This window comes from Roseovarius sp. 217, from assembly GCF_000152845.1.
Lineage (GTDB): Bacteria > Pseudomonadota > Alphaproteobacteria > Rhodobacterales > Rhodobacteraceae > Roseovarius.
The window spans coordinates 3,033,216-3,056,100 of the sequence record NZ_CH902584.1 but is presented as its reverse complement, the minus strand read 5'-3'; the positions used below and the strand labels follow the sequence as shown (position 1 = coordinate 3,056,100).

Here is a 22,885-nt window from a genome sequence, read left to right as displayed (position 1 = left end):
CCTTCACTGAACCCGATTTCGCCTAAGAGGCCGGCTTTGCTTCCATGCTGCTTGTTTCCTAGAACACTAACGACACGCCGAGGAAGGCCACACGCACAACACACCCGTCATCGTTGTAGAGCATGTGGAACCCCGCGCAATCAAAGGCTAACTAGCCCTGAACCGCCTCCAGCAAAACCCCTGCTTTTTGAAGCGCGTCCCAAATTCGACCATCTCGCCCATAAACGTCACCACGATACTGTGGCCGACCCTGTGCCTGAGTGAACGCCGTCCGATAAATGATATGAACCGGCACATGCTGCTCAAGTTGGACATATGTTTCACGCCGCGTGTCAAGCACCGACTTGAAATAAGCTTGAGGGTCACTTTCCTGCTTGGCCAACAGCGCATACGCAAAATCGAAAGGTTGATGCAAACGGATGCAACCATGGCTGAAATCGCGCTTTTCGAGATCGAACAATGCCTTCTGCGGCGTATCGTGCAGATAGATATTGTATTTGTTTGGAAACATAAATTTTACCAGTCCAAGCGCGTTTCGCTCGGATGGCGGTTGCTTGATGGCAAAGGGAAAATTACGCGCATTGTAGGCGCCAAAATTGACGGCCCCCCGGCTCACCTCTCGACCGTTCCGATTATACAGCTTGAGATGTGATGCCGCTCCGGGATTGCGTTGCATCTGTGGAAGGTACTCGTTGACCGCAATCGAGTAGGGAACATGCCAAGTCGGATTGACCACCATATGCTCCATCTCGTCCGAGAACTCCGGGCTGCGTCGGCCAGCGTCGTTCTTGCCGATCACCGCACGAGTCGCGAATGTAACCTGATCGTTGTCCAGAATGCGCGCGCTAAAGTCAGTGAGATTCACAAGAATGTGCCGCGTTCCGCGATCTTCTGTCAACCACCGCTCCCGCTCCATCGCGACAATCACGGATTTCAGACGTTCAGACGCAGATGTATTCAAAGCAGCCATAGTGGCCCCCCCTGCAACGCCATCTGCATCAAGCCCGTGATCTGTCTGAAATGCCTGCACAGCCTGTTGGAGACGGGCGTCGTAGGTCTGTGATGCACTGCGGGTGACATATCCCATCGCAATCAAACGGTTGCGCAGAGCAACAACGGATTGCCCGGTGTCTCCCGGACGAAGCGTTTCAGCGGGGACGGCCCCCCCCCATCCTCCTAGGGCGATCAATCGTTCAAGTCGTAGCTTTTCCTTGAGCAATCGCGCGTATTCATTGCTATGCGGCGGGAAACTCCGCATAACCTTGAAAGCATCTCCTAACACGATCTGCGACATCAGCGTGGAGGCGTCACGATAAACGATGTCTCGTTTAATATCGCTGTCGACGCGGGACGGTATCAGGACTCCAGACTGAACATCCCTTGCATATTGCAGGTAAGTCCGGCTCAATGCGACCTCGACAGCGCCCAGATCCCGCAACGAGCGTGCCTCTGCCATCATCGTCATCAACCCGGCAAGATCATACCGCACGGCGGGCAGTCCGTGAACCTCCGCCTGCGACAGGGCACGCACGAGAGCCTGCCTGCGGGTTCGATCTTCTTCGCCCTCGCCGATCCAAACGGACCGATACTCAGTGCTCTGATAGAACGCAGCGAGGTCGCGGTCCTCGGCTGCCGCTTCTGCCACAGCCTGTCGAAAAGCGGTTACTTGCGCCGCGGCTGGCACGGTAGATGCAACCATGAGGAAGACAATCATAAATGCAAGAGAGGCGATCCCGACCAAATGTCCATCACGCCAGCGGCTGAGCGCCAAATTCATAGTTCTACCCCTAGGTCGCGGATTTCGTTCACTCTTAATTATAATCCGGAAATCATGGCGCTCTCAATTTTTTACTAAGGAATCCATGTCACCTTTGACAACAACCGCGTGACTGCGGCGAAAATACAGCGGGGTTTGCGCAATGTAGTCACAGGGGAAAAATAATGCGCGAAAACCCGCCGAAATCACTTGAAGGTTCTTTGAACGGTAAAAACAAGTCTTGGTCATTGATTCCCAGTGTGCAATAAACTCCCACATCTGGGGATGATACGAAAAGGTCGCGGGACAGCGGCCGCAGGTAGGCTACGGGACAGGCGATTGAAAATATGACAAAATTCAGTTCAACTGGCATCTCGCGCCGTGGCGTGTTGATGGCTTTTGCCGCTACGGCGGTTGCAGCAGCACCAACGTTCTCAAGTGCTGCAGGGTTCCTTCGCGGAGCTGGTGATATTCGCCGCATCCGCCTGGTATCTCCAAGAACCGGTGAACGCCTCGATACAATTTATTGGATCGAGGGCGATTATCTCAAGGAAGCAGTGCGAGAAATTTCACTCTTCATGCGTGATTGGCGGACAAACCAAGTGCGAAACATTGACATTCGCACAATCGACATCATGGCGGCGAGCCACAATCTGTTGGACGCGTCGGAACCCTATACCTTGTTAAGCGGGTATCGCAGCGCTCAAACCAATGCCATGTTGCGAAGCCGTTCCGGTGGGGTTGCGAAGAATTCTCTCCACATGGTTGGCGAGGCTGCGGACCTTCGGCTTGGAAGCCGCTCAGTCAGCCAGATCTATCGCGCGGGCGTCGCCTGCGGAGCTGGCGGAGTCGGACGCTATTCCGGTAGCAACTTTGTGCATATGGATTGCGGTCCCGTACGCACCTGGGGTCGCTGAATATCGGTCAGAGATAGAGCGTATGAAAAGCTAGGCATCAGATTGGCGCCTACTAAACACTTGCGCAGGACATGTGTGTTTTCCGTCGACATAAAGAAGACACCCCGAGCGCTGTCTCAGGACACAGCGCCTTCCTCTCCTCAAAGAGTAAAAACGCGCTTCGAGATCGCATTAATGCCCTCTCAGGCGAATTTAGCGTTTCGCGCGACCTGCAAACGGGCAAAATCGTCACCCGCATGATAGCTCGACCTCGTCAACGGCGAGGCGGATACCATGAGAAACCCTTTCCCATAGGCGGCCTTCTCATAGGCTGCGAACTCATCAGGATGCACAAAGCGGTCCACCGCGTGATGCTTGGGTGTCGGTTGTAGATATTGACCAATGGTCAAGAAATCAATCTCGGCGGCACGCATATCGTCCATCACCTGATGCACAGACTGCCGATCCTCTCCGAGACCCACCATGATGCCGGACTTGGTGAACATTGTGGGGTCCATTTCTTTGACCCGCTGCAACAGGCGTAGCGAGTGAAAATAGCGCGCACCGGGACGAACCGTAAGATAAAGGCCGGGCACGGTTTCCAGATTGTGATTGAACACATCCGGCTTGGCTGCAACCACAGTTTCCAGAACACTGTCAGCACAATGCAAAAAATCGGGTGTTAGAATTTCAATAGTGGTGCCGGGCGCCCGGTGACGAATTGCCCGGATCGTTTGTGCGAAATGCTCTGCTCCACCATCTTCAAGATCGTCACGATCGACGCTTGTTATGACGACATGTTTGAGGCCCAGCTTTGAAACAGCGTCAGCGACCCGTCCCGGCTCGAATGCGTCAAGCGTCTGCGGTTTTCCGGTCGCCACATTGCAGAAGGTGCAGCCGCGGGTGCAAATCTCACCCATAATCATCATGGTCGCATGCCCTTGGCTCCAACACTCGCCGGCATTGGGGCATCCCGCCTCTTCGCAAACAGTCACCAGCTTGTGCTCACGCATGATCCGGTGCGTTTCGAAATAGGCTTTACTCGTCGGCGCCTTGACCCTGATCCAATCTGGCTTGCGCGGCTGAGCATTGTCGGGGCGATGCGCCTTTTCAGGATGACGTTGGTCGGGCAGTTTGAGATCGCGCACGTTTTTTTCCCCGCGAATGGTTTGGTAACGCTTGTCTAGTATAGGTCATAGCGATGGAGAGTGCCAGTCAAGCAACGCCGCATTTTGGCGTCTGTAATCAAGGTAACGAGTGACCATCGCGATTAGCGAGTGTCCCTGTAACGTCGGCCTGCGCTGTTTCTGGCGCAGGCCGTGCATCTGACATATCCGACCTTTCCGGCTGATCCGCGCGCGCGTGACTTATCATGCTCTGCCCCACAGCTTGTAACACTTCGGCCAGTTTCTCAAACCAGACCTCGTCGTGGGTGCTATGGCGACGGACGAGAACGATCTGGCGTGCAGGTTCCGGCGGGGTAAATCGGCGCAAATATATTCCCGGAGCTGCGCGCACTTCGGTCGCTGCGGCAATCTCGGGCATGAGCGTCAGCCCAAATCCTGCGGCCACCAGTCGCGACAAGGTGCCTAGGGATGAGGCACCCATGTCAATTTGGGCATGCCCGCGACCGCGCCCACAAACTTCAAGCGCCTGATCGGTCAGGCAATGACCATCCTCAAGAAGTAAAAGCGGGCTATGAGCCAACGACGTGGGTCGCAGCGCATCTACCCCCTGCCCCAAGGCCGAAAGCCGCACCGCCGTCCCCGCCAGAAGAAACCGATCTTCGAAAAGCAGCCGTTCACTCAACCCTTCGGATGCCACGGGCCTAGCCATGATCGCGGCATCCAACTGTCCGCTTTGGATATCAGCAATCAACTGATCGGTTTTCGCTTCGCGCACTTGGACATCCAGCGAGATGTCGCGACTGCGCAACGCCTCAAGCACACCAGGAAGGATATAAGGCGCAATTGTGGGAATGATTCCCAACGAAAGCCGCCCTGCCAAGCCTCCTTGCCAACGGGCGGCCTCGGTCAACCCCTGCATCTCGTCAAGAACCCGTATAGCGTGCGCGAGGATCAAACGGCCAAACGGGGTCAGAACAACATCGCGCGCTCGCCGTTCCACGAGCTTCTGACCCAAGGTGCTCTCCAACTCCTTGACCTGAACCGAGAGTGCAGGTTGAGAGATATTGACCCTCTCAGCCGCACGCCCAAAATTACGCTCCTCCGCAAGCGCCTTAAAGTAACCGAGCTGTCGCAGCGTTACATTCATAGTGTAAAATTATTACTTTCGGCAAACTCTGCAAGGATGAATTATCAAAATCAGGGAATGCAGGCCGCCGGATACAAACTCTTTGTTTGATATCACCGCCTGCAGGGAACCGGCGGGCCTCAACGGTCCAAACGTCCACCTGCAGGCTCGCATGCTTTAACCGATCATGCCACCGGCATCACCCAACCCCTCGTAATGCCGCTTAAGCCTTTGCAGAGCGATGCGAAGCACGATCTTTCCTGAGCGCGCCGACCAACCCATTCTCTTTTCTGCACGCTCCAATCCTTCCATGTAGCAGCAACACCGCAGCACCACATCACCCAGTCCTGGGCCCAACTCGCGCAAGGCCGACATGACACGCGCACGCGCGGCTTCTGCCCCATATCCTCCCAGAAAAGGGGAACGGTCTGACTGATCGACGTGGCTGAGGAAAACATCCCAATTTTGCGTGACACGGGGCACCATCTGAGCCAATTCGAAATCTTCGCGCAGACGCTCGCCAGCGCGTACCAAATCTGGGGACAGAAAGCGGCTGCCGTCCCTATCCCGGCGACGCGCTAGGGCGACCAGCGGCGAATCCACAATGCCGTAGCGCACCCGTCGTCCCGAAGCCTCTGAATACGCCTGCGGGATCCTGTGAGCTACACGTGCGATGGCCCCATCACCAAGACCACTTGCGTGGTTCTCAGCTTCTGCCAGCATAAGGCTCAACGCACCACGTCCCATGGCGGTCACATGATAGCGCGAGATCCGGCCGGGCCTATCGCAGGAAATCCATCCTTTGAGTGCCATGGCCTCGGCCACTTCGCGGTCAACCACGGCCGTTCGTGACGGCTGATCACTACCTGAGTCACGGACCACGACCGCCTTGTCCATCTCGGTCGAAACCGCCAAGAGCGCATCCGTCTCACAGAGGCGCCGCAGAACACGGCGAGCCTCTGATTTCAGACGTAGTTCTGTCAATTCTTGCGTATCGTAGGGCGTCGGGATGGTTTGGGATGTCATCGTGGCCTCCTTGGGGGAGAACCGGGCGTCCTGTCGTGGATCACGCGTTGGCCAAGCCGCCTCAGCGCCTCGTCAACCAGCAGATCGTCGCGCCGTGTTTCATAGGCACGTATCTGGCGCATCACGGTCGAGGCATGCCGCCCTGCCCGCCGCGCCAACGCCCGAATGGGCGTACCTGTTTCAGTGTGGGCCAAATAGTGCAGCGCGGCTTCGGGTACCCAACTCGGCATCTCCTGCAAATTGCATTTGAATGCATAACCCTCGCGCATCGTCGTCCCCCAGAATTAGGCCATACGGCACCGGATAGCGGCCAAGCAACTTACCCACAGAGTTATCCACAACTTAGGCGTGCAAAGATTACCGGTTCGTTAATCGTTTCCAGAAATGTAACCTTTGTTGACAAATCGTAAACAAATCCAATGACCTGCGTGCGGCGTATCGAGCTTGGACGCAACGGGCCTCCGACCCATGCAACTAAGGAGTCGCACGATACCAGGAGGCCCTCATGCAAGATGTACTTGGAACACTCAGAACATTACGCCGCCCACCTCTCTTGATCCGCGCAGCGCGGATTGGTCTCTCGGCCTACCGTCGTGAGGCACATCTAGGCCGACATGTCGGCAACGGAGTCCTGCCGCGCAGTTCGCAGGCGCTTGCCCATCTGATCGAAACCGAAGCGCGGCTGGAACACGATCGGAAAGTCCATGCGACCGGATATTCACCCTTGCAGCATGTCGACATTCTGATCGCCATGATGGGTGAGGCACAGTTGATTTGCACTGCACCCATGCTGGTTGACCTATCAAACAAAAACGCGCCGCAACCGGATTGCGACGCGTTTTGACGTCTTCGAGAGCGATCGCCTTAGCCGAAGGCGTCGGGCATCTCTGCCTTACGCTTCGCGACATAAACCGCAAGCGCCTCGGCGATGCTCGGATCAAGTTCAGGCTGTTGATAGTCAGCCAGCATCTTCTTGACCCGCGCGTTGGCCAGAACCATTGTATCGCGCTCGCCCTCATCCGACCATGTCTCGAACGGCTTGTAGTCGAACAGGTCAGACCGCCAGAAGGCGGATTTGAAATTCGCCTGCGTGTGTGCGCAGCCGAGGTAATGCCCCCCCGGACCCACTTCGCGGATTGCGTCCATGGCTTGTGCCTCTTCGTCCATCTGCACGCCGCGCGCCAGATGGTGCAAGGTGCCCAACTGATCGGCGTCCATGACGAATTTTTCAAAGGAGGACACCAGCCCGCCTTCGAGCCAACCGCAGGCATGCAGCATGAAATTGACACCGGCCAAGAGGCCCACGTTGAGGCTGTTCGCCGTCTCATATGCGGCTTGCGCATCCGGCAGCTTCGAACCGTTGAACGACCCAGAGGACCGGAATGGCAGCCCCAGACGCCGCGCCAATTGCCCCGCGCCATATGTGATATGCGCGGCCTCCGGCGTGCCAAAAGTCGGCGCGCCCGAGTTCATGTCAATCGAGGTGACAAACGCGCCAAAGATCATCGGCGCACCGGGGCGCACGAGCTGGCTATAGGCGATGCCCGCCAGGACCTCGGCCAGAACCTGCGTCAGCGTACCCGCGACCGATACCGGCGCCATCGCGCCGCCGACGATGAAGGGCGAGAGGATACAGGCCTGATTGTTGGCGGCGTAGATTTCCAGCGACCCCATCATGACATCGTCGAACGTCATCGGCGAGTTGACGTTGATGAGCGAGGTCATAACTGTGTTGTTCTGCACGAACTCCTCTCCAAAGAGGATGTTGCACATATCCACACTGTCCTGCGCGCGGCTTGGTTCTGTCACCGACCCCATGAAGGGCTTGTCCGACAGGGTCATATGCGCCAGCAGCATGTCGAGATGGCGCTTGTTCACCGGAATGTCGGTCGGCTCACACACTGTGCCACCAGAATGGTGCAGCCATTTCGACATATAGCCCAGCTTCACGAATTTGCGGAAATCCTCCATCGTGGCATAGCGGCGCCCGCCTTCCATGTCGCGCACGAAGGGAGGGCCATAGACCGGAGCCAAAACGAGGGACTTGCCCCCGATTTCCACCGTACGTTCGGGATTGCGGGCATGTTGGATGATCCGCGACGGGGCCGTAGCGCAAAGTTGCCGCGCAAGGCCGCGCGGGATGCGCACCCGCTCACCTTGAACGTCCGCACCCGCATTGCGCCACCGCTCAAGTGCCGCTGGGTTCTGAACGAAATTCACCCCAACTTCTTCAAGAACAATCTCGGCGTTGGCTTCGATGATCTCGAGCGCCTCTTCGGTCAGAACTTCGAAATTCGGGATGTTGCGTTCGATATAACGCGCGGTTTCAACGCTGACGGCGGTGCGTTCGGCGCGACGTGCGGCGCCACCGCCACCCCGGGACCGTCTGCTGCTAACTGCTGCTTCTGACATGGATGCACCCTTTTCATGGTCAATTGCGATAGCCAATGCGCCCGCCACGCGGCAGGTCTCGGCCCGTCATACCTCTTTGCCGGGGCGTATCAGGCGAAGATTCCGGCGATTGCGGGGAAAAAGCGACACATTCCGAAGATCAATTCGGCCCTCACAGAGCGGCCATTTCGGAACACAAAAAAGTGAATGACAAATTACATTCATAGATCGTAATATTTGAGTGTGAGCTTCATCTTTCGACCACCCTAAACGGCTCTGGAAAACCAAAAGACAAACTGACAGATGCGGGCGAACCGCACTGCATTGGGAGGGATACAATGATCAAACAGCGTTTTGGCCTCATGGCCAAGGTCTGCGCCCTGATGAGTGCGGCTGTACTCGCCAGTCCCGCCACGGCCACCAATGGCTATTTCGCCAATGGCTATGGCGGTCAGTCCAAAAGCATGGCCGGAGCGGGCGTCGCGGTGACGACAGGTGTTTTGGGCATGGCGCAGAACCCGGCCACGGGCGTCAAGGTGGGCAATCAGGCGGGGTTTTGCCTCACCACCTTTGCCCCCAACCGCGAGGTCGAAATTGCCCCCGGTGGCCCGCTGACCCCCGGCACGCACAAAAGCCAGAATGACGTGTTCTTCATCCCCTGCGGCGGTGCCAACTGGAAACTCGATGATCGCTCGTCGCTGGGCGCTTTTGTCTTTGGCAACGGAGGCATGAACACCGAATTCGATACGAATTTCTTTGCCGGGCTTGGCGCGGGGTCCGCCCCGCTCGGGGTCAATCTCGAACAGGCGTTCATAACGCTGAACTATGCCCGCAAGGTGAACGATCGCCTGACTTTGGGCATCTCTCCGATCCTTGCGGTGCAACGGTTCAAGGCGCAGGGGCTACAGGCCTTCTCCGGCCTCTCGATCAGCCCCGGCGAAGTCACCAACCGGGGCCATGACTGGTCCACCGGGTTCGGCGTGAACCTCGGTCTGCTCTACGAGGCCAACCCGCAATGGACCTTTGGCGCGGCCTATCGCAACGAAATCCAGATGTCCAAGTTCAGCCGATACTAGGGCCTCTTTGCAGGGGGAGAATTTGACGTGCCCGCGATGCTGACCCTTGGCGCGGCCTATACGCCCGCCTCAGCGCCGCAATGGACGATCACAGGCGAATATCAGCGCATTTTCTACGGCGATGTAAAATCCATCTCCAACCCGAGCGCGCCTCCGAACGGACCGCTGGGCGCCCCCAATGGCGTGGGCTTTGGCTGGGACGATGTCGATGTCTGGCGTCTGGCCGCCATCTGGCGCAAGTCGGACAAGCTGACGCTGCGCACCGGGGTCAGCTATTCGACCGAATTCATCAAGAACGATGGCGACGTGGTGATCAACACCATCGCCCCCGCCACACCGCAATGGCATCTCTCGGCGGGCGGCACCTACCGGATTAACGAGCGTTGGGCCTTTACGTTCTCCTACACTCATGCGTTCTCCAACAGTTTCTCCGGGAGCAATCCCGCGCTCACGGGCGTGGCGCAACCGGTGAAAATTCGCATGCACCAGGACGAGATCGCAACCGGCATCAGCTATCGCTGGTAAGGCGCGCTCTTTCTCTTGCGCAGGGGCGGGACGCCAATTACTAGGCAGAACATGAGCCAGATATCCCATGACCGCCTCCTGATCATCGACTTTGGCAGCCAGGTGACGCAGCTGATTGCGCGTCGCCTGCGCGAGCTGAATGTCTATTGCGAAATTCACCCCTATCAAAAGGTGACGGACGCCTTTCTGCAAGAGATGGCGCCGCGGGCGATCATCTTTTCGGGGGGGCCCGACAGCGTGATGCGCGAGGGTAGCCCAAGGCCACCTCAGGCCGCCTATGATCTGGGCGTGCCGATCCTTGGTATCTGCTATGGTCAACAAGTGATGATGCAGGATCTCGGTGGCAAGGTTGAGGCGGGAGAACACGCCACAGCCGAGTTTGGCCGCGCCTATGTGACCGGTGCCCAGATCGAGAGTGACTTCGTCAACGGCTGGTTCACTGATGACACGGGTCGCGAGCAGGTTTGGATGAGCCACGGCGACCATGTCTCTGAAATCGCTCCAGGATTTGAGGTTCTCGGCACCTCGCCGGGAGCGCCTTTTGCGATCACGGCCGACCGCTCGCGGCGGTTTTATGCGGTGCAGTTTCATCCTGAGGTACATCACACGCCCAATGGGGCGCGGCTCTATGAGAATTTCATCAAGCTCGCGGGATTTGCAGGTGATTGGACCATGGGCGCGTACCGGGAAGAGGCGATTGCCAAGATCCGTGCGCAGGTCGGCGACAAACAGGTGATCTGCGGTCTTTCGGGCGGGGTTGATAGCTCCGTGGCCGCTGTTTTGATCCATGAGGCGATTGGCGATCAGCTCACTTGCGTCTTTGTCGATCACGGGCTCTTGCGGTTGAACGAGGCGCAAGACGTCGTGACGATGTTCCGCGACAATTACAATATCCCCCTCATTCACGCGGATGAATCAGACCTTTTTCTAGGTGAACTTGATGGCGTAAGTGACCCGGAAACAAAGAGAAAAATAATCGGACGTCTGTTCATTGACGTGTTCCAGAAACACGCCAATGAAATTGAAGGGGCTGAGTTCTTGGCTCAGGGCACGCTCTATCCGGATGTGATCGAGAGCGTTTCCTTCTCGGGTGGTCCCTCGGTGACGATCAAATCGCACCACAATGTTGGCGGCTTGCCGGAGAAGATGGGGCTCAAGCTGGTTGAGCCGTTGCGCGAGTTGTTCAAGGACGAAGTACGTGCCTTGGGGCGTGAATTGGGGCTGCCGGAGAGTTTCATTGGGCGTCATCCGTTCCCCGGTCCGGGGCTTGCGATCCGCTGTCCGGGGGAGATTACCCGCGAAAAGCTGGAGATCCTGCGCAAGGCGGATGCGGTATATATAGATCAAATCCGCAAACATGGACTATATGATGCGATCTGGCAGGCGTTTGTGGCCATTTTGCCGGTGCGGACGGTGGGTGTGATGGGCGATGGGCGAACCTATGATTTCGCCTGTGCGCTCCGCGCCGTGACGAGCGTCGATGGGATGACGGCGGATTACTATCCCTTCACCCATGAGTTTCTCGGCGAAACCGCCACACGAATTATCAATGAAGTCAAAGGCATAAACCGCGTGACCTATGACATCACCTCCAAACCACCGGGAACGATCGAGTGGGAATGACCGCTTTCGGGCGCAAGCGCCGACCCGGCGACGTCTTTTGCAGAGTCGCCTGAGATCGCGTGCTGACTGTGTACACGATGTGCATTTTCAGGCTTGAATTGTACACAGGGGCATCGCCCGAATACAGCGGTAGACTGACACGAGACCAAGCCTGCCACGCTGGCTATGAAGCAGGGTCAACGGGGGCAGAGATGGATCGACCGGAGGACGCGCAAAGACCACATGTGAGTCGGACAGAGCCCGGTCTGCGGCTAAGGATACGTGGCATGCACGATCTGCGTCGCACTGTGTGCTGCGGCATTCATCACGCGGGTCATAGGGCCCGTGGGCGCGAGTTGGCGGCGGCACGATTACAACAGCGGTGGCGCGGCTGAATGGGGACTGGTGTCACCCTGCCCCGTGATCCGGGCGTAGTGCTTCGTGCGGGGCTTTGGATGCTGGGCGCGGTGGTGTCGTTTTCGTCGATGGCGGTTGCGGGACGGGCGGTCAGCTTTGAGCTCGATACGTTCGAGATCATGATGTACCGCAGCATCGTGGGTTTTGTCATCGTCATCATCTTGGCGCGACTGACAGGCCATGCCGCCACCATCACCACGCGCAGTCCCGGCACGCATCTGATTCGCAATCTATGCCACTTTGCCGGACAGAACCTCTGGTTCTATGCGATCACGGTCATTCCGCTCGCGCAGGTCTTTGCCCTGGAATTCACCGCGCCCCTTTGGGTGCTGGTCTTGTCTCCGCTGATTCTGGGTGAGCGGCTGACGCGGACCCGCGCCCTTGCGGCGGTGATCGGGTTCATTGGTATTTTGATCGTGGCACGACCAAGTCCTGAGACATTCAGTCTGGGCACCTTGGCGGCGGCGGCGGCGGCCATCGGCTTTGCCGGATCGATCCTGATGACCAAGCGGCTGACGCGGACAGAGAGCCTGACCTGTATCCTGTTCTGGATGACATTGGTTCAGATCATCCTCGGTGTCCTCTGCGCCGGGGTGGACGGCGACATAGCGCTGCCGTCGCTGGCCTCTGCCCCTTGGCTGATTCTGATTGGCTGTGCGGGGCTGCTCGCGCATTTCTGTTTGACCACGGCTTTGTCCCTCGCGCCCGCCACTTTGATCACGCCGGTAGATTTTTTGCGACTGCCCGTGATCGCAATCATCGGTCTTTTGGTTTATGCTGAGCCTGTTGACGCATTTGTGATCTTGGGCGCGATGGTGATCTTTGGCGCGAATTACCTGAATATATGGCGCGAAACGCGCAAAAGCGCCTGAATTTGCTCTTTTTTCACCTTTAGAGTGTGCCCACAGCGCAACCCGTGTCGCCGTCGCAATCTGTGACGCCGCGTCAAACATTGACCGGTTTCGGCGTAACGGTAATGTGACGCCAATAACTCTGGAGGAGAGGGACACATGAAGACAACTTGGCTCGCGGCGACATTGCTCACCGCAACAGCATCCACAGCCTTTGGTGGAGAGATAGAGCGCCGCGGCGATCCGTCGATGATCCTGTTCGAGAAGGGCAAGAATTATCTTGAGTTCTCTGCCGCCACGATTGACCCAACAGTTTCGGGCACCCCGCTTCCGGGGATTCCGACCGCGCCTACGGGCAATATTCAGGAACGCTATCAGTCCTTTGCGGGCGGCTATAAGCACGACCTGAATGACCGGCTCACCTTTGCCATTGTCGTCGACGAGCCGGTCGGCGCGTCGGTGAATTACCGCACGCCCCCGGCCGGCCTGGGCGGTGCGTTCTTTGGCGGATCGAACGCCGAGGTCAACTCGGTCGCGTTCACAGGTCTGGCGAAATACAAGGCCACAGACCGGATCAGCGTCTATGGTGGCCTGCGGTATATCGGTCTCTCGGGCAACATCACCGTGATCTCGCCTGCCACATTGGGCAGTGCGGTTCCCGCCCCCAACGCGCCCTATACGCTTGGCGTGAGCAAGGATTTCCAGGTCGGCTATTTGTTGGGCGCGGCCTATGAGATCCCGGATATCGCGCTGCGCGTTGCCCTGACCTATGAGTCAAAGACTGAGCACGATTTCAAGGACAACACCGGCGCGGGTTTCAAAGTGGAGATCCCGCAGGCCTTTACGCTGCATGCGCAGTCGGGCATTGCGGCCAACACGCTGCTCTTTGGGTCTGTCAAATGGCGGGAATGGTCGAAGTTCGCCGTGCAACCGGGCGATTTCTTTTCTGTCGCAACCGGTATTCCGGTCAACGTCCCCATCGCGAGCGGCCCCAGCGACATCTGGACCTATGAGTTGGGTATTGGACGCAAGTTCAATGAAAACTGGAGCGGCGCATTCATCCTTGGCTATGAAAAGGACGAAGGCGATATTGTCGGCAACCTCTCGGGCAAGGACGGCTATATCAGCTATGGTCTGGCCGCGACCTATGAGACAGAGGCTTGGGAAATCTCTGCCGGTATCAAGTATTTTGACATCGGGGACGCGAATACCAGCGTGACGTCCTTTTCCGGCAGCGACGCCATTGCCATCGGCACCAAGGTTGCGTTCCGGTTCTGAGCTGTCCACACGCCAAATTCAAGCCCCGCCCCCTCTTGGGCGGGGTTTTTCATGATTGCGTTTGACCCTGCGCGTTGCGCTTTGTACCAAGCCCCCGAGAGGGAGCGGTGATGATTTACACTTCGGCACAAGACTGGCGCGAGGCCACACATAAACGGGTGCTGTTTTATGGCATGTCAGGGCTGGGAAAAACGCATCTGTCCAACATGCTGCGCGATGCCGGGGACTGGTTTCACTATTCGATAGATTACCGCATTGGCACCCGCCACATGGGCGAGCTGATCGCGGATAATGCCAAGGCACATGCGATGCAGGTGCCGTTCCTGCGCGACCTGCTGCTGAGCGATTCGATCTATATCGGGTCGAACATCACCTTTCACAATCTCACCCCCGTCTCGACCTATCTGGGCAAGCCGGGCAATCCGGTCAAGGGCGGCTTGCCGATCGAGGAATACCGCATTCGGCAGGAGCAGTTCCGGCAGGCCGAGATCCACGCGCTGATGGATACGGCGTATTTCATCCGCCGTGCGGGTGCGCTCTATGGCTATCCGCATTTCATCTGCGACACGGGCGGGTCGATCTGTGAATGGGTGGATGGCAATAATCACGACGATCCGATCCTGACGGAGCTGTCGGCGCAGTGCCTCTTGATCTACATCGAGGGGTCCGAGGCGCATACCGCAGAGCTCATCCGCCGCTTTGATCGCGCCCCCAAGCCGATGGCCTATCAACCCGCGTTCCTTGATGCGGCCTGGGCGGAATATCTGCGCGAAAACAAGTGCGAAGAGGGTGATGTTAATCCAGATAGCTTTATCCGCTGGACCTATGCGCGCGCCTTGGCGCATCGGCAACCACGCTATGAGGCGATGGTGAAATGGGGGGTGAGCGTCAGTGCGACTGAGGTGGCGGGGGTCAAGACTGCGCAGGATTTCGAGGCGCTGATTGCCACCGCACTTGAGCGCCGCGCCGCCACGCCTATCTAAGGCCAGACAGTCAAGGAACCCCTGCCCCATGCCCATCAAGATGCCCGCCAATCTGCCCGCCTATGCCGTGCTGACGCGCGAAGGGGTGTCGGTGATGGACCCGGATCAGGCGGCGCGGCAGGATATTCGCCCCCTGCGCATCGGCCTGCTCAATCTCATGCCGAAGAAGATCCAGACCGAGAACCAGTTTGCCCGGCTGATCGGGGCGACACCGTTGCAGATCGAGTTTGACCTGATTCGCATGAGCGAGCATCAGGCCAAGAACACCGCTGCCGAGCATATGGAGAGCTTTTACCGGCCCTTTGAGGAGGTGGTGGTGTCGGGGGACAAATATGATGGGTTGATCATCACCGGCGCACCGATCGAGCATCTGGAATTTGACGCGGTCACCTATTGGGAAGAGTTGGAGCGCGTGTTCGCGTGGACGCAAAGCCATGTGCATTCGACCTTTGGCGTCTGCTGGGGCGGGATGGCGATGATCAACCATTTCCACGGGGTCAAGAAACATATGCTGTCCGCAAAGGCCTTTGGCTGTTTCCGGCATCGCAACATGGTGCCTGCCTCGCCCTATCTGCGGGGCTTTTCCGACGATTGCGTGATCCCGGTGAGCCGGTGGACCGAGATGAAGCGGGACGAGATCGAGGCGGTCGAGGGGCTGACGATCCTCTTGGACAGTGACGAGGTTGGTCCCTGTCTGGTCGAGGATACCACGCGGCATGCGCTCTATATCTTTAACCATTTCGAGTATGACAGCGACACGCTCAAGCAGGAGTATGACCGCGACGTGGCCAATGGAACGCCGATCAATGTGCCCTGCAATTACTATCCGGGTGATGACCCTGCGCGCCCGCCACAGAACCGTTGGCGCAGTCACGCGCATCTTCTCTATGGCAACTGGATCAACCAGATTTATCAGACGACTCCGTTCGATATGAATGCCATTGGCTGTTAAATCCCTGATCATACTTGTCTTTTTTCTGGCAGCGCTCTGGGGCTGGAGCCAGTATCGGGCGCGGGCGCATGAGGCGCAGGCGGAGGCGGCCTTTCCCCCTGAGGGGCAGATTCTCGAGGTGAACGGCCACCGCGTGCATGCGGTCGTCATGGGCGATGGCCCCGATCTCGTGCTGATTCACGGCGCTTCGGGCAATACGCGCGACATGACCTTTGATCTCGCTCCGCGTCTGGCGCGGCACTACCGGGTCATCGTGCTGGATCGTCCCGGTCTGGGCTATACCGCGCGGATCAATCGCACCGGTGCCACGATCACCCAGCAAGCCGCCCTCTTGCAAGCGGCGGCAGCGCTATTGGGGGCGGAGCGGCCGATCGTTCTGGGTCACAGCTATGGCGGCGCGGTGGCGCTGGCCTGGGCGGTGACGCGGCCCGACAACATTGCCGCGCTGGTCGATGTGGCCGGCGCAGCCAAGCCATGGGACACCGGCCTCTCAACCTATTACCGGATTCTGTCGCATCCGGTGCTGGGGCCGGCGCTGATCCCGCTGCTGACGGCCTTTGTGCATGACAGCCGCGTGGAACAGGCGGTGCGCGAGATTTTTGAACCTCAAGCGCCACCCGACGGCTATCTGGATCACATCGGCGCGGGGCTGACGCTGCGGCGGGACAGTCTGCGCGCCAATGCCCTGCAACGCGCCAATCTGCTGGGTGAGGTCGAGGCCTTGCATGGCCGATTCGGTGACATCGCGGTGCCGGTCGAGATCGTGCATGGCAGCGCGGATACGACTGTGGGCGTCGCCATCCATTCCGTACCGCTGGCGGCCCAGATCGAGTGGGCCAATCTGACCGTGCTCGATGGCATCGGTCATATGCCGCATCACAGCGCCCCCGAGGCTGTGATCGCCGCCATCCACCGCGCGGCCACCCGCGCTGGATTGCGCCCCGCCGATTGAGCGGCCATACTGCGCGAAACATCTGCGAGAGGCCCCATGGACCTGCCCTTTGATGGCGCAATCAGCGCCTTTTTCGAGACCGAAGCCCCAGACGCGATACGCAAGGAAATCCGTCGTGCCGAAAAGGACGACATTCTGGGCGGTGATTTCCCCTATTCCGAGGCAATGTCGAAAAAGACCTATGAGAAAGATCTCGCAAAGCTGCAAATCGAACTGGTCAAGCTCCAGCATTGGGCCAAGGAAAGCGGCGCGCGGATTGCCATCGTCTTTGAGGGGCGCGATGCGGCGGGCAAGGGCGGCACGATCAAACGGTTCCGCGAATATCTCAATCCGCGCGGCGCGCGCGTCGTAGCCCTCAGCAAACCCTCGGATGTCGAGGCGACACAGTGGTATTTCCAGCGCTATATCGACCACCTGCCAGCCGGTGGTGACATCGTGCTTTACGACCGGAGTTGGTATAATCGCGCGGTGGTGGAAAAGGTCTTTGGCTTTTGCACCGACGCGCAGCGCGAACATTTCTTTGCTCAGGTGCCGGATTTCGAGCGGATGATCGTCGATGAGGGCATCCATCTCTTCAAGATCTGGCTCAACGTTGGCCGCGCCGAACAACTCCGTCGATTTCTGGAGCGCGAGCAAGACCCGCTCAAACAATGGAAACTGAGCTGGATCGACGTTGAGGGCCTGCGCAAATGGGACAGCTATACCGCCGCCATCGCCGAGACCCTGACCCGCAGCCATAGCGACCATGCGCCCTGGACCGTGGTGCGTTCGGATGACAAGCGGCGGGCGCGGTTGGGTGCCATCCGGAGCGTTTTGAGCCGGTTGGACTATGCCCGCAAGGATGTACGCGCGGTGGGGGAGTGTGATCCATCCATCACCGGCGGGCCTGAAATCTGGAATGGGTAAACAGGGGTATCATCACGGCAATCTGCGGCAAGCCTTGGTAGATGCCACCTTGCGGCTGATTGCCGAGAAGGGACCGCAGGGCTTTACCATGGCAGAGGCGGCCAAGCTGGCCGAGGTTTCGACCGCCGCCCCTTACCGGCATTTTCCGGGCCGCGAGGCGCTGATTGCAGAGGCGGCGCGCCAGGGGTTTGAAATCTTTGTCGAGCGGATGGAGGCGGCGTTTGATGACGCCCGTCCAAATCCGCTGGCGGCCTTTATGGCCACCGGGCGGGCCTATCTGGCCTTTGCGCGTTCGAATGCGGGGCATTATGTGGCGATGTTCGAATCCGGCCTGTCGGTGAACACCAACCCGGAACTGGCCGATGCGGCGGGGCGCGCGCAGGCGATCTTGACCCGCGCCGCCGCCGCGCTCTCGGCGCATTTGCCCCCGGACCGCAGGCCACCTGCGGCGATGTTTGCCGCCCATGTCTGGGCGATGAGCCACGGGGTGGTCGAGCTCTATGCGCGCGGCGCGCCGGGGGCACGGTCGCCCTACCCGCCCGAAGACCTGCTGGAATCCGGTATCGGCGTCTATCTGCGGGGTCTGGGGCTGATTCCGCCCGACACCGAGGTCTGACGCAAAAAATCCGCGCATATCTCTTGCATGGGCCATTTTGGATCTTACTTATGTAAATGTAAGTAACATTTACACCGCAAAGGAGACCCAATGTCCGCCATCGCCACCTGGCCTGCACAAGCCGAATCCTGGCTCGACCGCCAAGGCAGACCCGCCTGGATCATCGCCATGGTCCTTGGCTTTATCGTTTTCTGGCCCGTCGGCCTCGCCCTTTTGGGCTATATGATCTGGAGCAACCGTATGACCTGTCGCAGCAAACTCTCGCGTTTTCAGGGCCGTCCTGCCTCAAAGGGCACCGGCAATGCCGCATTTGACGCCTATAAGGCCGACACGCTGCGCCGCCTGGAAGAGGAACAGGAACAGTTCGAGGCGTTTTTGCAGCGGTTGCGCGATGCCCGCGACAAGGCGGAGTTTGACCAGTTCATTGATGAGCGCCGCAAACCCGCCGAGGGACAGGCCACGCGCTGAGACCCGTGACAGATGCGAAAGGGCCGCCCAATGGGCGGCCCTTTGACTGTGATATCCGGAAAGCGATCAGCGCTTGGAGAACTGGAAGCTCTTGCGCGCCTTGGCCCGGCCATATTTCTTGCGTTCCACGACGCGGCTGTCGCGGGTCAGGAACCCGGCGGCCTTGAGGGCGCCACGCAGGGACGGATCATAGAGTTGCAGCGCCTTGGACACGCCGTGCTTGACCGCACCGGCCTGACCCGACAGACCGCCACCGGCAACCGTCGCCATCACGTCAAACTGATCTTCGGTGCCCGACACGGTGAAGGGCTGCTTGAGGATCATCTGAAGCACGGGGCGCGCGAAATACTCTTTCATCGGCTTGCCGTTCACCACGACCTTGCCCGAACCGGGCTTGATCCAGACGCGGGCGACCGCGTCCTTGCGCTTGCCGGTTGCATAAGAGCGGCCAAGCGAATCGCGCTGCGGCTCACGCGGGGCTTTGATCTCCATCGGTGCTGCGCTGACGGTGCCAGCGACGGCTTCGAGACCTTCGAGGGATTTGATTTCGTCAGCCATCAGTATGCCACCCGCGTGTTCTTGGAGTTCATGGATTTGACGTCCAGCACCTCGGGGCTCTGCGCCTCGTGGGGGTGCTCGCCGCCTGCATAGACGCGCAGGTTGGTCATCTGCGTGCGCGACAGGCGATTGCCCGGCAGCATGCGCTTGACCGCCTGCATCACGACGCGCTCGGGGTATTTGCCCTCGAGGATCTCGCCGGTGGTGCGGGATTTGATGCCGCCCGGATGGCCGGTGTGCCAATAGTTGGGTTTGCTGCGCTTGTTGCCGGTCAGCTGCACCTTTTCGGCATTGATGACGATCACGTTGTCACCCATGTCCATGTGAGGGGTAAAGCTGGCCTTGTGCTTGCCGCGCAGGCGCATGGCGATGATCGAGGCGAGACGGCCCAGAACAACGCCTTCGGCGTCGATCAGGATCCATTTCTTGTCGATATCTGCCGGGGTAGCAGAGAATGTTTTCATGTCAGGCAGAACCTTGTGCTTGGTCTTTGGTCTTGATCAGTTTCGGCCACCCTGCGGGCAGCGCTGATGCGATGGGCGGGTTATAATCAGTTCGATGCGCAGGTCAACCGCCATATGTTCAATTTAGATGTTCAAAAACAAGGACTTAAAAAATAGGTATTATATTACCCCAACAGTATCTTACCCCTCACCTTCGCTTAATACCTCGGGGGGTCCGGGGGGCGGACAGCCCCCTGCTCTTGTGCTCATTTCGGGGGGATCGAATAGGTCAGGCTGGCGCGTGCCACAGGGGCAGTCATACCGTCGGAAAAGATCAAAACCTCTCCCACTGCCAGGACCCGACCGAGTTTCAGCAGGCGGCATTCGGCGATCAGATCCACGCCCGCCACCGGTTTGCGCATGAAATCGACGCTGCAATTGGTGGTCACGGCCAACCCCTGCGGCCCGATCATCGCGAGAATCGCCAGATAGACCGACACATCCGCCAAGGCAAAGATCGACGGTCCCGACACCGTGCCACCGGGGCGCAAATGCCGATCCGCAACCAAAAGGCGCGTTCTGATGCGCATATCGCCCACCTCTTCGATGGCGAAGTCGCCAGTCACTTGCGGAAATTCCCGATCGAGGAACTCCATCAATTCCGTGGCGGTCATCTTGACGCTCATGCTTTGCTCCCTGCCCTGTTCCGGGCTAGAATGACCCCAAGGCACAAGGGGTTACAAGATGACAATTCTCGACCGCACCGATGAGGGTGCAATCGCGCGGCTCACGCTGAATTCGCCCGGCAATCTCAACGCGCTCTCGGATGCGATGCTGGCGGCGCTTCAGGCCGAATTCGACCGGCTGGCACAGGATCGCACGATCCGCGTGGTCACGATGATGGGCGCGGGCAAGGCGTTTTGCGCCGGGCATGATCTCAAGGAAATGACCGCCGGGCGGCAGGCCGAGGATGGCGGGCGCGCCTATTTCGCCGATCTCTTTGCACGCTGCACCGCTGTTATGACCGCAATTCGCACCCTGCCCCAGCCGGTGATCGCCGCCCCACATGGCATCGCCACGGCGGCGGGCTGTCAGTTGGTGGCAAGCTGTGACATGGCCGTGGCGGCGCATGGTACGCGGTTTGGCGTCAACGGGGTCAATATCGGCCTCTTTTGTTCCACTCCGATGGTGGCGCTGAGCCGCAATATCCCGCGCAAACAGGCGTTCGAGATGCTGACCACGGGGGCCTTTATCGACACGACCCGCGCCGTGGAGCTGGGGTTGATCAACCGGGCGGTGCCGCAAGAGGATCTGGCAGCGGAAACCACGGCGCTCGCCGAAATTGTCGCTGCCAAGCTGGGCTCTGCCGTGCGGATCGGCAAGCGTGCGTTCTATAAGCAATTGGAAATGGGACTGGATGCCGCCTATGCCCATACCGGCGCGGTGATGGTCGAGAACATGCTCGACCGCGACACCGCCGAAGGCATCGCGGCCTTTATCGACAAACGCGCGCCGGACTGGGATCAGTGACGCCCCTTTCCAAACCGCACGCAATGACCTAAATCGCAGCCCATGGACAAGGTATTGCATATCATCGGCGGCGGCATGGCCGGATCAGAGGCGGCGTGGCAGGCGGCCAATATGGGCGTCAACGTGGTCATCCACGAAATGCGCCCCAAGGTCAAAACCTTTGCGCATCGCACCGGCGATCTGGCGGAAATGGTCTGTTCCAATTCCTTTCGCTCGGATGATGATGAACAGAATGCCGTGGGCCTCTTGCATTGGGAAATGCGCGCGGCGGGTGGGTTGATCATGGCGATGGCCCACGAAAACCGCCTGCCTGCCGGTGGGGCCTTGGCGGTGGACCGGGACCGCTTTGCCCAATCGGTCACGGCGCGGCTCCTGGATCACCCGAGGATCACCGTGCAACATGATGAAATCACGCAACTTCCTGAGAGCGGCCATTGGATCATCGCAACTGGCCCGCTGACATCTGAGGGGCTGGGTCGCGCGATTGCCGCAGAGACCGGCACCGAAGCGCTGGCGTTTTTCGACGCCATCGCGCCGATTGTTTATCACGAGAGCATCGACATGTCGCGCGCCTGGATGCAGTCGCGCTATGACAAGGGCGAGACCGAGGCCGAGCGCACCGCCTACCTCAACTGCCCGATGGACCGTGACCAATACGAGGCGTTCATCGACGCGCTGCTGGCCGCTGACAAAACCGAATTCCATGACGGCGAAACGGCGGGCTATTTCGACGGCTGCCTGCCCATCGAGGTCATGGCCGAACGTGGCCGCGAGACCCTGCGCCATGGCCCGATGAAGCCCGTTGGCCTGACCAACCCGCATGCGCCGGATGTCAAGCCGCATGCCGTGGTGCAACTGCGCCGCGACAACGCGCTTGGCACGCTCTACAATATCGTGGGCTTTCAGACCAAGATGAAATACGGCGCGCAAACCGCTGTTTTCAAAATGATTCCCGGCCTTGAGAACGCGCAGTTCGCACGTCTTGGCGGCATTCACCGCAACACATTTCTCAATTCGCCGACGCTGCTCGATGCGCAGATGCGCCTGCGCTCGCGCCCGCATATCCGCTTTGCCGGGCAGATCACCGGGGTCGAGGGCTATGTCGAATCCGCCGCGATGGGCCTCTTGGCGGGCCGTTTGGCGGCGGCGGAAATTCTTGGGCAAACCTTGCCCCCCGTACCGCAGGACAGCGCCATGGGCGCGCTCATCCACCACATCAGCGGCGGGGCCGAGGCCAAGACCTTTCAACCGATGAACGTGAATTTCGGCCTGTTTCGCCCGATCGACGGGTTCAAGGGCGGGCGGCGCGGACGCATGGATCGCTACAAGGGCTATACCGACCGCGCCAAGGCGGCCTGGGGCGAATGGCTGGCCGATCAAAACATGAGCATTGCCTCATAACCATT

General features: G+C 59.0%; 20 protein-coding genes and 2 pseudogenes. 14 read left to right on the top strand and 8 right to left on the bottom strand.

Translation table 11 applies throughout. The features are described 5' to 3' along the window. Positions 1-151 precede the first annotated feature (151 nt). Complete coding sequence (locus tag ROS217_RS14620; protein WP_009818553.1) at positions 152-1,777, bottom strand: L,D-transpeptidase family protein; 1,626 nt, start codon at positions 1,775-1,777, stop codon at positions 152-154. Between the two features lie 326 nt (positions 1,778-2,103). Between ROS217_RS14620 and ROS217_RS14615 the strand changes: the two genes are divergently transcribed. Next, entirely contained in the window at positions 2,104-2,673 is a 570-nt protein-coding gene (locus tag ROS217_RS14615; RefSeq protein WP_009818552.1) for a YcbK family protein, read from the top strand. Positions 2,674-2,855: 182 nt separating this feature from the next. On the opposite strand, the gene lipA is transcribed toward ROS217_RS14615, so the two are convergent. The 3 genes and pseudogenes from lipA to ROS217_RS14600 all read right to left on the bottom strand — a co-directional run bounded on the left by lipA (position 2,856) and on the right by ROS217_RS14600 (position 6,161). After that, positions 2,856-3,800: a lipoyl synthase gene (gene lipA, locus ROS217_RS14610; protein WP_009818551.1), complete on the bottom strand. Its 945-nt coding sequence runs from the start codon at positions 3,798-3,800 to the stop codon at positions 2,856-2,858. A 97-nt stretch (positions 3,801-3,897) separates the two neighbouring features. Beyond that, on the bottom strand, positions 3,898-4,926 hold the full coding sequence (locus tag ROS217_RS14605; protein ID WP_009818550.1) for a hydrogen peroxide-inducible genes activator: 1,029 nt from the start codon (positions 4,924-4,926) through the stop codon (positions 3,898-3,900). A 156-nt stretch (positions 4,927-5,082) separates the two neighbouring features. Then, a pseudogene (locus ROS217_RS14600) lies at positions 5,083-6,161 on the bottom strand (DUF6456 domain-containing protein). Positions 6,162-6,436: 275 nt separating this feature from the next. Between ROS217_RS14600 and ROS217_RS14590 the strand changes: the two are divergent. After that, positions 6,437-6,775, top strand: a complete 339-nt coding sequence (locus ROS217_RS14590; RefSeq protein WP_157046610.1) for a DUF6477 family protein — start codon at positions 6,437-6,439, stop codon at positions 6,773-6,775. A 20-nt stretch (positions 6,776-6,795) separates the two neighbouring features. Here ROS217_RS14590 and ROS217_RS14585 read toward each other — a convergent pair whose 3' ends face one another. After that, positions 6,796-8,343, bottom strand: coding sequence for a trimethylamine methyltransferase family protein (locus ROS217_RS14585; RefSeq protein ID WP_009818546.1), 1,548 nt, complete (start codon positions 8,341-8,343; stop codon positions 6,796-6,798). A 317-nt stretch (positions 8,344-8,660) separates the two neighbouring features. Between ROS217_RS14585 and ROS217_RS24710 the strand changes: the two are divergent. From ROS217_RS24710 to ROS217_RS14535, 10 genes and pseudogenes are all read left to right on the top strand, one after another. Next, positions 8,661-9,923 (top strand): annotated as a pseudogene (locus tag ROS217_RS24710) (OmpP1/FadL family transporter). Between the two features lie 51 nt (positions 9,924-9,974). Next, positions 9,975-11,546 (top strand): glutamine-hydrolyzing GMP synthase, encoded by a 1,572-nt coding sequence (guaA, locus tag ROS217_RS14575; protein ID WP_009818543.1) that lies wholly within the window; start codon positions 9,975-9,977, stop codon positions 11,544-11,546. A 374-nt stretch (positions 11,547-11,920) separates the two neighbouring features. Next, on the top strand, positions 11,921-12,814 hold the full coding sequence (locus ROS217_RS14570) for a DMT family transporter (RefSeq protein WP_009818542.1): 894 nt from the start codon (positions 11,921-11,923) through the stop codon (positions 12,812-12,814). Positions 12,815-12,952: 138 nt separating this feature from the next. Next, on the top strand, positions 12,953-14,071 hold the full coding sequence (locus tag ROS217_RS14565) for an outer membrane protein transport protein (protein ID WP_009818541.1): 1,119 nt from the start codon (positions 12,953-12,955) through the stop codon (positions 14,069-14,071). A gap of 110 nt (positions 14,072-14,181) precedes the next feature. Next, on the top strand, positions 14,182-15,054 hold the full coding sequence (locus tag ROS217_RS14560; protein ID WP_009818540.1) for a hypothetical protein: 873 nt from the start codon (positions 14,182-14,184) through the stop codon (positions 15,052-15,054). Between the two features lie 28 nt (positions 15,055-15,082). Continuing rightward, complete coding sequence (locus tag ROS217_RS14555; protein WP_009818539.1) at positions 15,083-16,006, top strand: homoserine O-succinyltransferase; 924 nt, start codon at positions 15,083-15,085, stop codon at positions 16,004-16,006. Continuing rightward, positions 15,990-16,958 (top strand): alpha/beta fold hydrolase, encoded by a 969-nt coding sequence (locus ROS217_RS14550; protein ID WP_009818538.1) that lies wholly within the window; start codon positions 15,990-15,992, stop codon positions 16,956-16,958. Before ROS217_RS14555 ends, ROS217_RS14550 begins: the two co-directional genes overlap by 17 nt. Positions 16,959-16,994: 36 nt before the next feature. Next, complete coding sequence (ppk2, locus tag ROS217_RS14545; protein WP_009818537.1) at positions 16,995-17,864, top strand: polyphosphate kinase 2; 870 nt, start codon at positions 16,995-16,997, stop codon at positions 17,862-17,864. Beyond that, on the top strand, positions 17,857-18,480 hold the full coding sequence (locus ROS217_RS14540) for a TetR/AcrR family transcriptional regulator (protein ID WP_009818536.1): 624 nt from the start codon (positions 17,857-17,859) through the stop codon (positions 18,478-18,480). The genes ppk2 and ROS217_RS14540 overlap by 8 nt, the downstream gene beginning before the upstream one ends. A 90-nt stretch (positions 18,481-18,570) precedes the next feature. Next, on the top strand, positions 18,571-18,948 hold the full coding sequence (locus ROS217_RS14535) for a DUF2852 domain-containing protein (protein WP_009818535.1): 378 nt from the start codon (positions 18,571-18,573) through the stop codon (positions 18,946-18,948). Between the two features lie 66 nt (positions 18,949-19,014). Here ROS217_RS14535 and rpsI read toward each other — a convergent pair whose 3' ends face one another. The 3 genes from rpsI to ROS217_RS14520 all read right to left on the bottom strand — a co-directional run bounded on the left by rpsI (position 19,015) and on the right by ROS217_RS14520 (position 20,635). Continuing rightward, on the bottom strand, positions 19,015-19,506 hold the full coding sequence (gene rpsI / locus ROS217_RS14530) for a 30S ribosomal protein S9 (protein WP_009818534.1): 492 nt from the start codon (positions 19,504-19,506) through the stop codon (positions 19,015-19,017). Then, positions 19,506-19,970, bottom strand: coding sequence for a 50S ribosomal protein L13 (rplM, locus tag ROS217_RS14525; RefSeq protein ID WP_009818533.1), 465 nt, complete (start codon positions 19,968-19,970; stop codon positions 19,506-19,508). Before rplM ends, rpsI begins: the two co-directional genes overlap by 1 nt. 245 nt (positions 19,971-20,215) lie before the next feature. Continuing rightward, entirely contained in the window at positions 20,216-20,635 is a 420-nt protein-coding gene (locus tag ROS217_RS14520; RefSeq protein WP_009818532.1) for a PaaI family thioesterase, read from the bottom strand. Between the two features lie 58 nt (positions 20,636-20,693). Here ROS217_RS14520 and ROS217_RS14515 point away from each other — a divergent pair, with 58 nt between their 5' ends. Both ROS217_RS14515 and trmFO read left to right on the top strand, forming a co-directional pair. After that, positions 20,694-21,479: an enoyl-CoA hydratase gene (locus ROS217_RS14515; RefSeq protein WP_009818531.1), complete on the top strand. Its 786-nt coding sequence runs from the start codon at positions 20,694-20,696 to the stop codon at positions 21,477-21,479. Positions 21,480-21,521: 42 nt separating this feature from the next. After that, positions 21,522-22,880: a methylenetetrahydrofolate--tRNA-(uracil(54)-C(5))-methyltransferase (FADH(2)-oxidizing) TrmFO gene (gene trmFO, locus ROS217_RS14510; protein ID WP_009818530.1), complete on the top strand. Its 1,359-nt coding sequence runs from the start codon at positions 21,522-21,524 to the stop codon at positions 22,878-22,880. Positions 22,881-22,885: the final 5 nt, after the last annotated feature.

What these genes read in the sequence shown, in the direction of transcription:
- ROS217_RS14620 (WP_009818553.1), bottom strand. Translation starts at nt 1,777, where the DNA reads ATGAATTTGGCGCTCAGCCGCTGGCGTGATGGACATTTGGTCGGGATC.
- ROS217_RS14615 (WP_009818552.1), top strand. Translation starts at nt 2,104, where the DNA reads ATGACAAAATTCAGTTCAACTGGCATCTCGCGCCGTGGCGTGTTGATG.
- ROS217_RS14605 (WP_009818550.1), bottom strand. Translation starts at nt 4,926, where the DNA reads ATGAATGTAACGCTGCGACAGCTCGGTTACTTTAAGGCGCTTGCGGAG.
- ROS217_RS14590 (WP_157046610.1), top strand. Translation starts at nt 6,437, where the DNA reads ATGCAAGATGTACTTGGAACACTCAGAACATTACGCCGCCCACCTCTC.
- ROS217_RS14585 (WP_009818546.1), bottom strand. Translation starts at nt 8,343, where the DNA reads ATGTCAGAAGCAGCAGTTAGCAGCAGACGGTCCCGGGGTGGCGGTGGC.
- guaA (WP_009818543.1), top strand. Translation starts at nt 9,975, where the DNA reads ATGAGCCAGATATCCCATGACCGCCTCCTGATCATCGACTTTGGCAGC.
- ROS217_RS14570 (WP_009818542.1), top strand. Translation starts at nt 11,921, where the DNA reads ATGGGGACTGGTGTCACCCTGCCCCGTGATCCGGGCGTAGTGCTTCGT.
- ROS217_RS14565 (WP_009818541.1), top strand. Translation starts at nt 12,953, where the DNA reads ATGAAGACAACTTGGCTCGCGGCGACATTGCTCACCGCAACAGCATCC.
- ROS217_RS14560 (WP_009818540.1), top strand. Translation starts at nt 14,182, where the DNA reads ATGATTTACACTTCGGCACAAGACTGGCGCGAGGCCACACATAAACGG.
- ROS217_RS14555 (WP_009818539.1), top strand. Translation starts at nt 15,083, where the DNA reads ATGCCCATCAAGATGCCCGCCAATCTGCCCGCCTATGCCGTGCTGACG.
- ROS217_RS14550 (WP_009818538.1), top strand. Translation starts at nt 15,990, where the DNA reads ATGCCATTGGCTGTTAAATCCCTGATCATACTTGTCTTTTTTCTGGCA.
- ppk2 (WP_009818537.1), top strand. Translation starts at nt 16,995, where the DNA reads ATGGACCTGCCCTTTGATGGCGCAATCAGCGCCTTTTTCGAGACCGAA.
- ROS217_RS14540 (WP_009818536.1), top strand. Translation starts at nt 17,857, where the DNA reads ATGGGTAAACAGGGGTATCATCACGGCAATCTGCGGCAAGCCTTGGTA.
- ROS217_RS14535 (WP_009818535.1), top strand. Translation starts at nt 18,571, where the DNA reads ATGTCCGCCATCGCCACCTGGCCTGCACAAGCCGAATCCTGGCTCGAC.
- rpsI (WP_009818534.1), bottom strand. Translation starts at nt 19,506, where the DNA reads ATGGCTGACGAAATCAAATCCCTCGAAGGTCTCGAAGCCGTCGCTGGC.
- rplM (WP_009818533.1), bottom strand. Translation starts at nt 19,970, where the DNA reads ATGAAAACATTCTCTGCTACCCCGGCAGATATCGACAAGAAATGGATC.
- ROS217_RS14520 (WP_009818532.1), bottom strand. Translation starts at nt 20,635, where the DNA reads ATGAGCGTCAAGATGACCGCCACGGAATTGATGGAGTTCCTCGATCGG.
- ROS217_RS14515 (WP_009818531.1), top strand. Translation starts at nt 20,694, where the DNA reads ATGACAATTCTCGACCGCACCGATGAGGGTGCAATCGCGCGGCTCACG.
- trmFO (WP_009818530.1), top strand. Translation starts at nt 21,522, where the DNA reads ATGGACAAGGTATTGCATATCATCGGCGGCGGCATGGCCGGATCAGAG.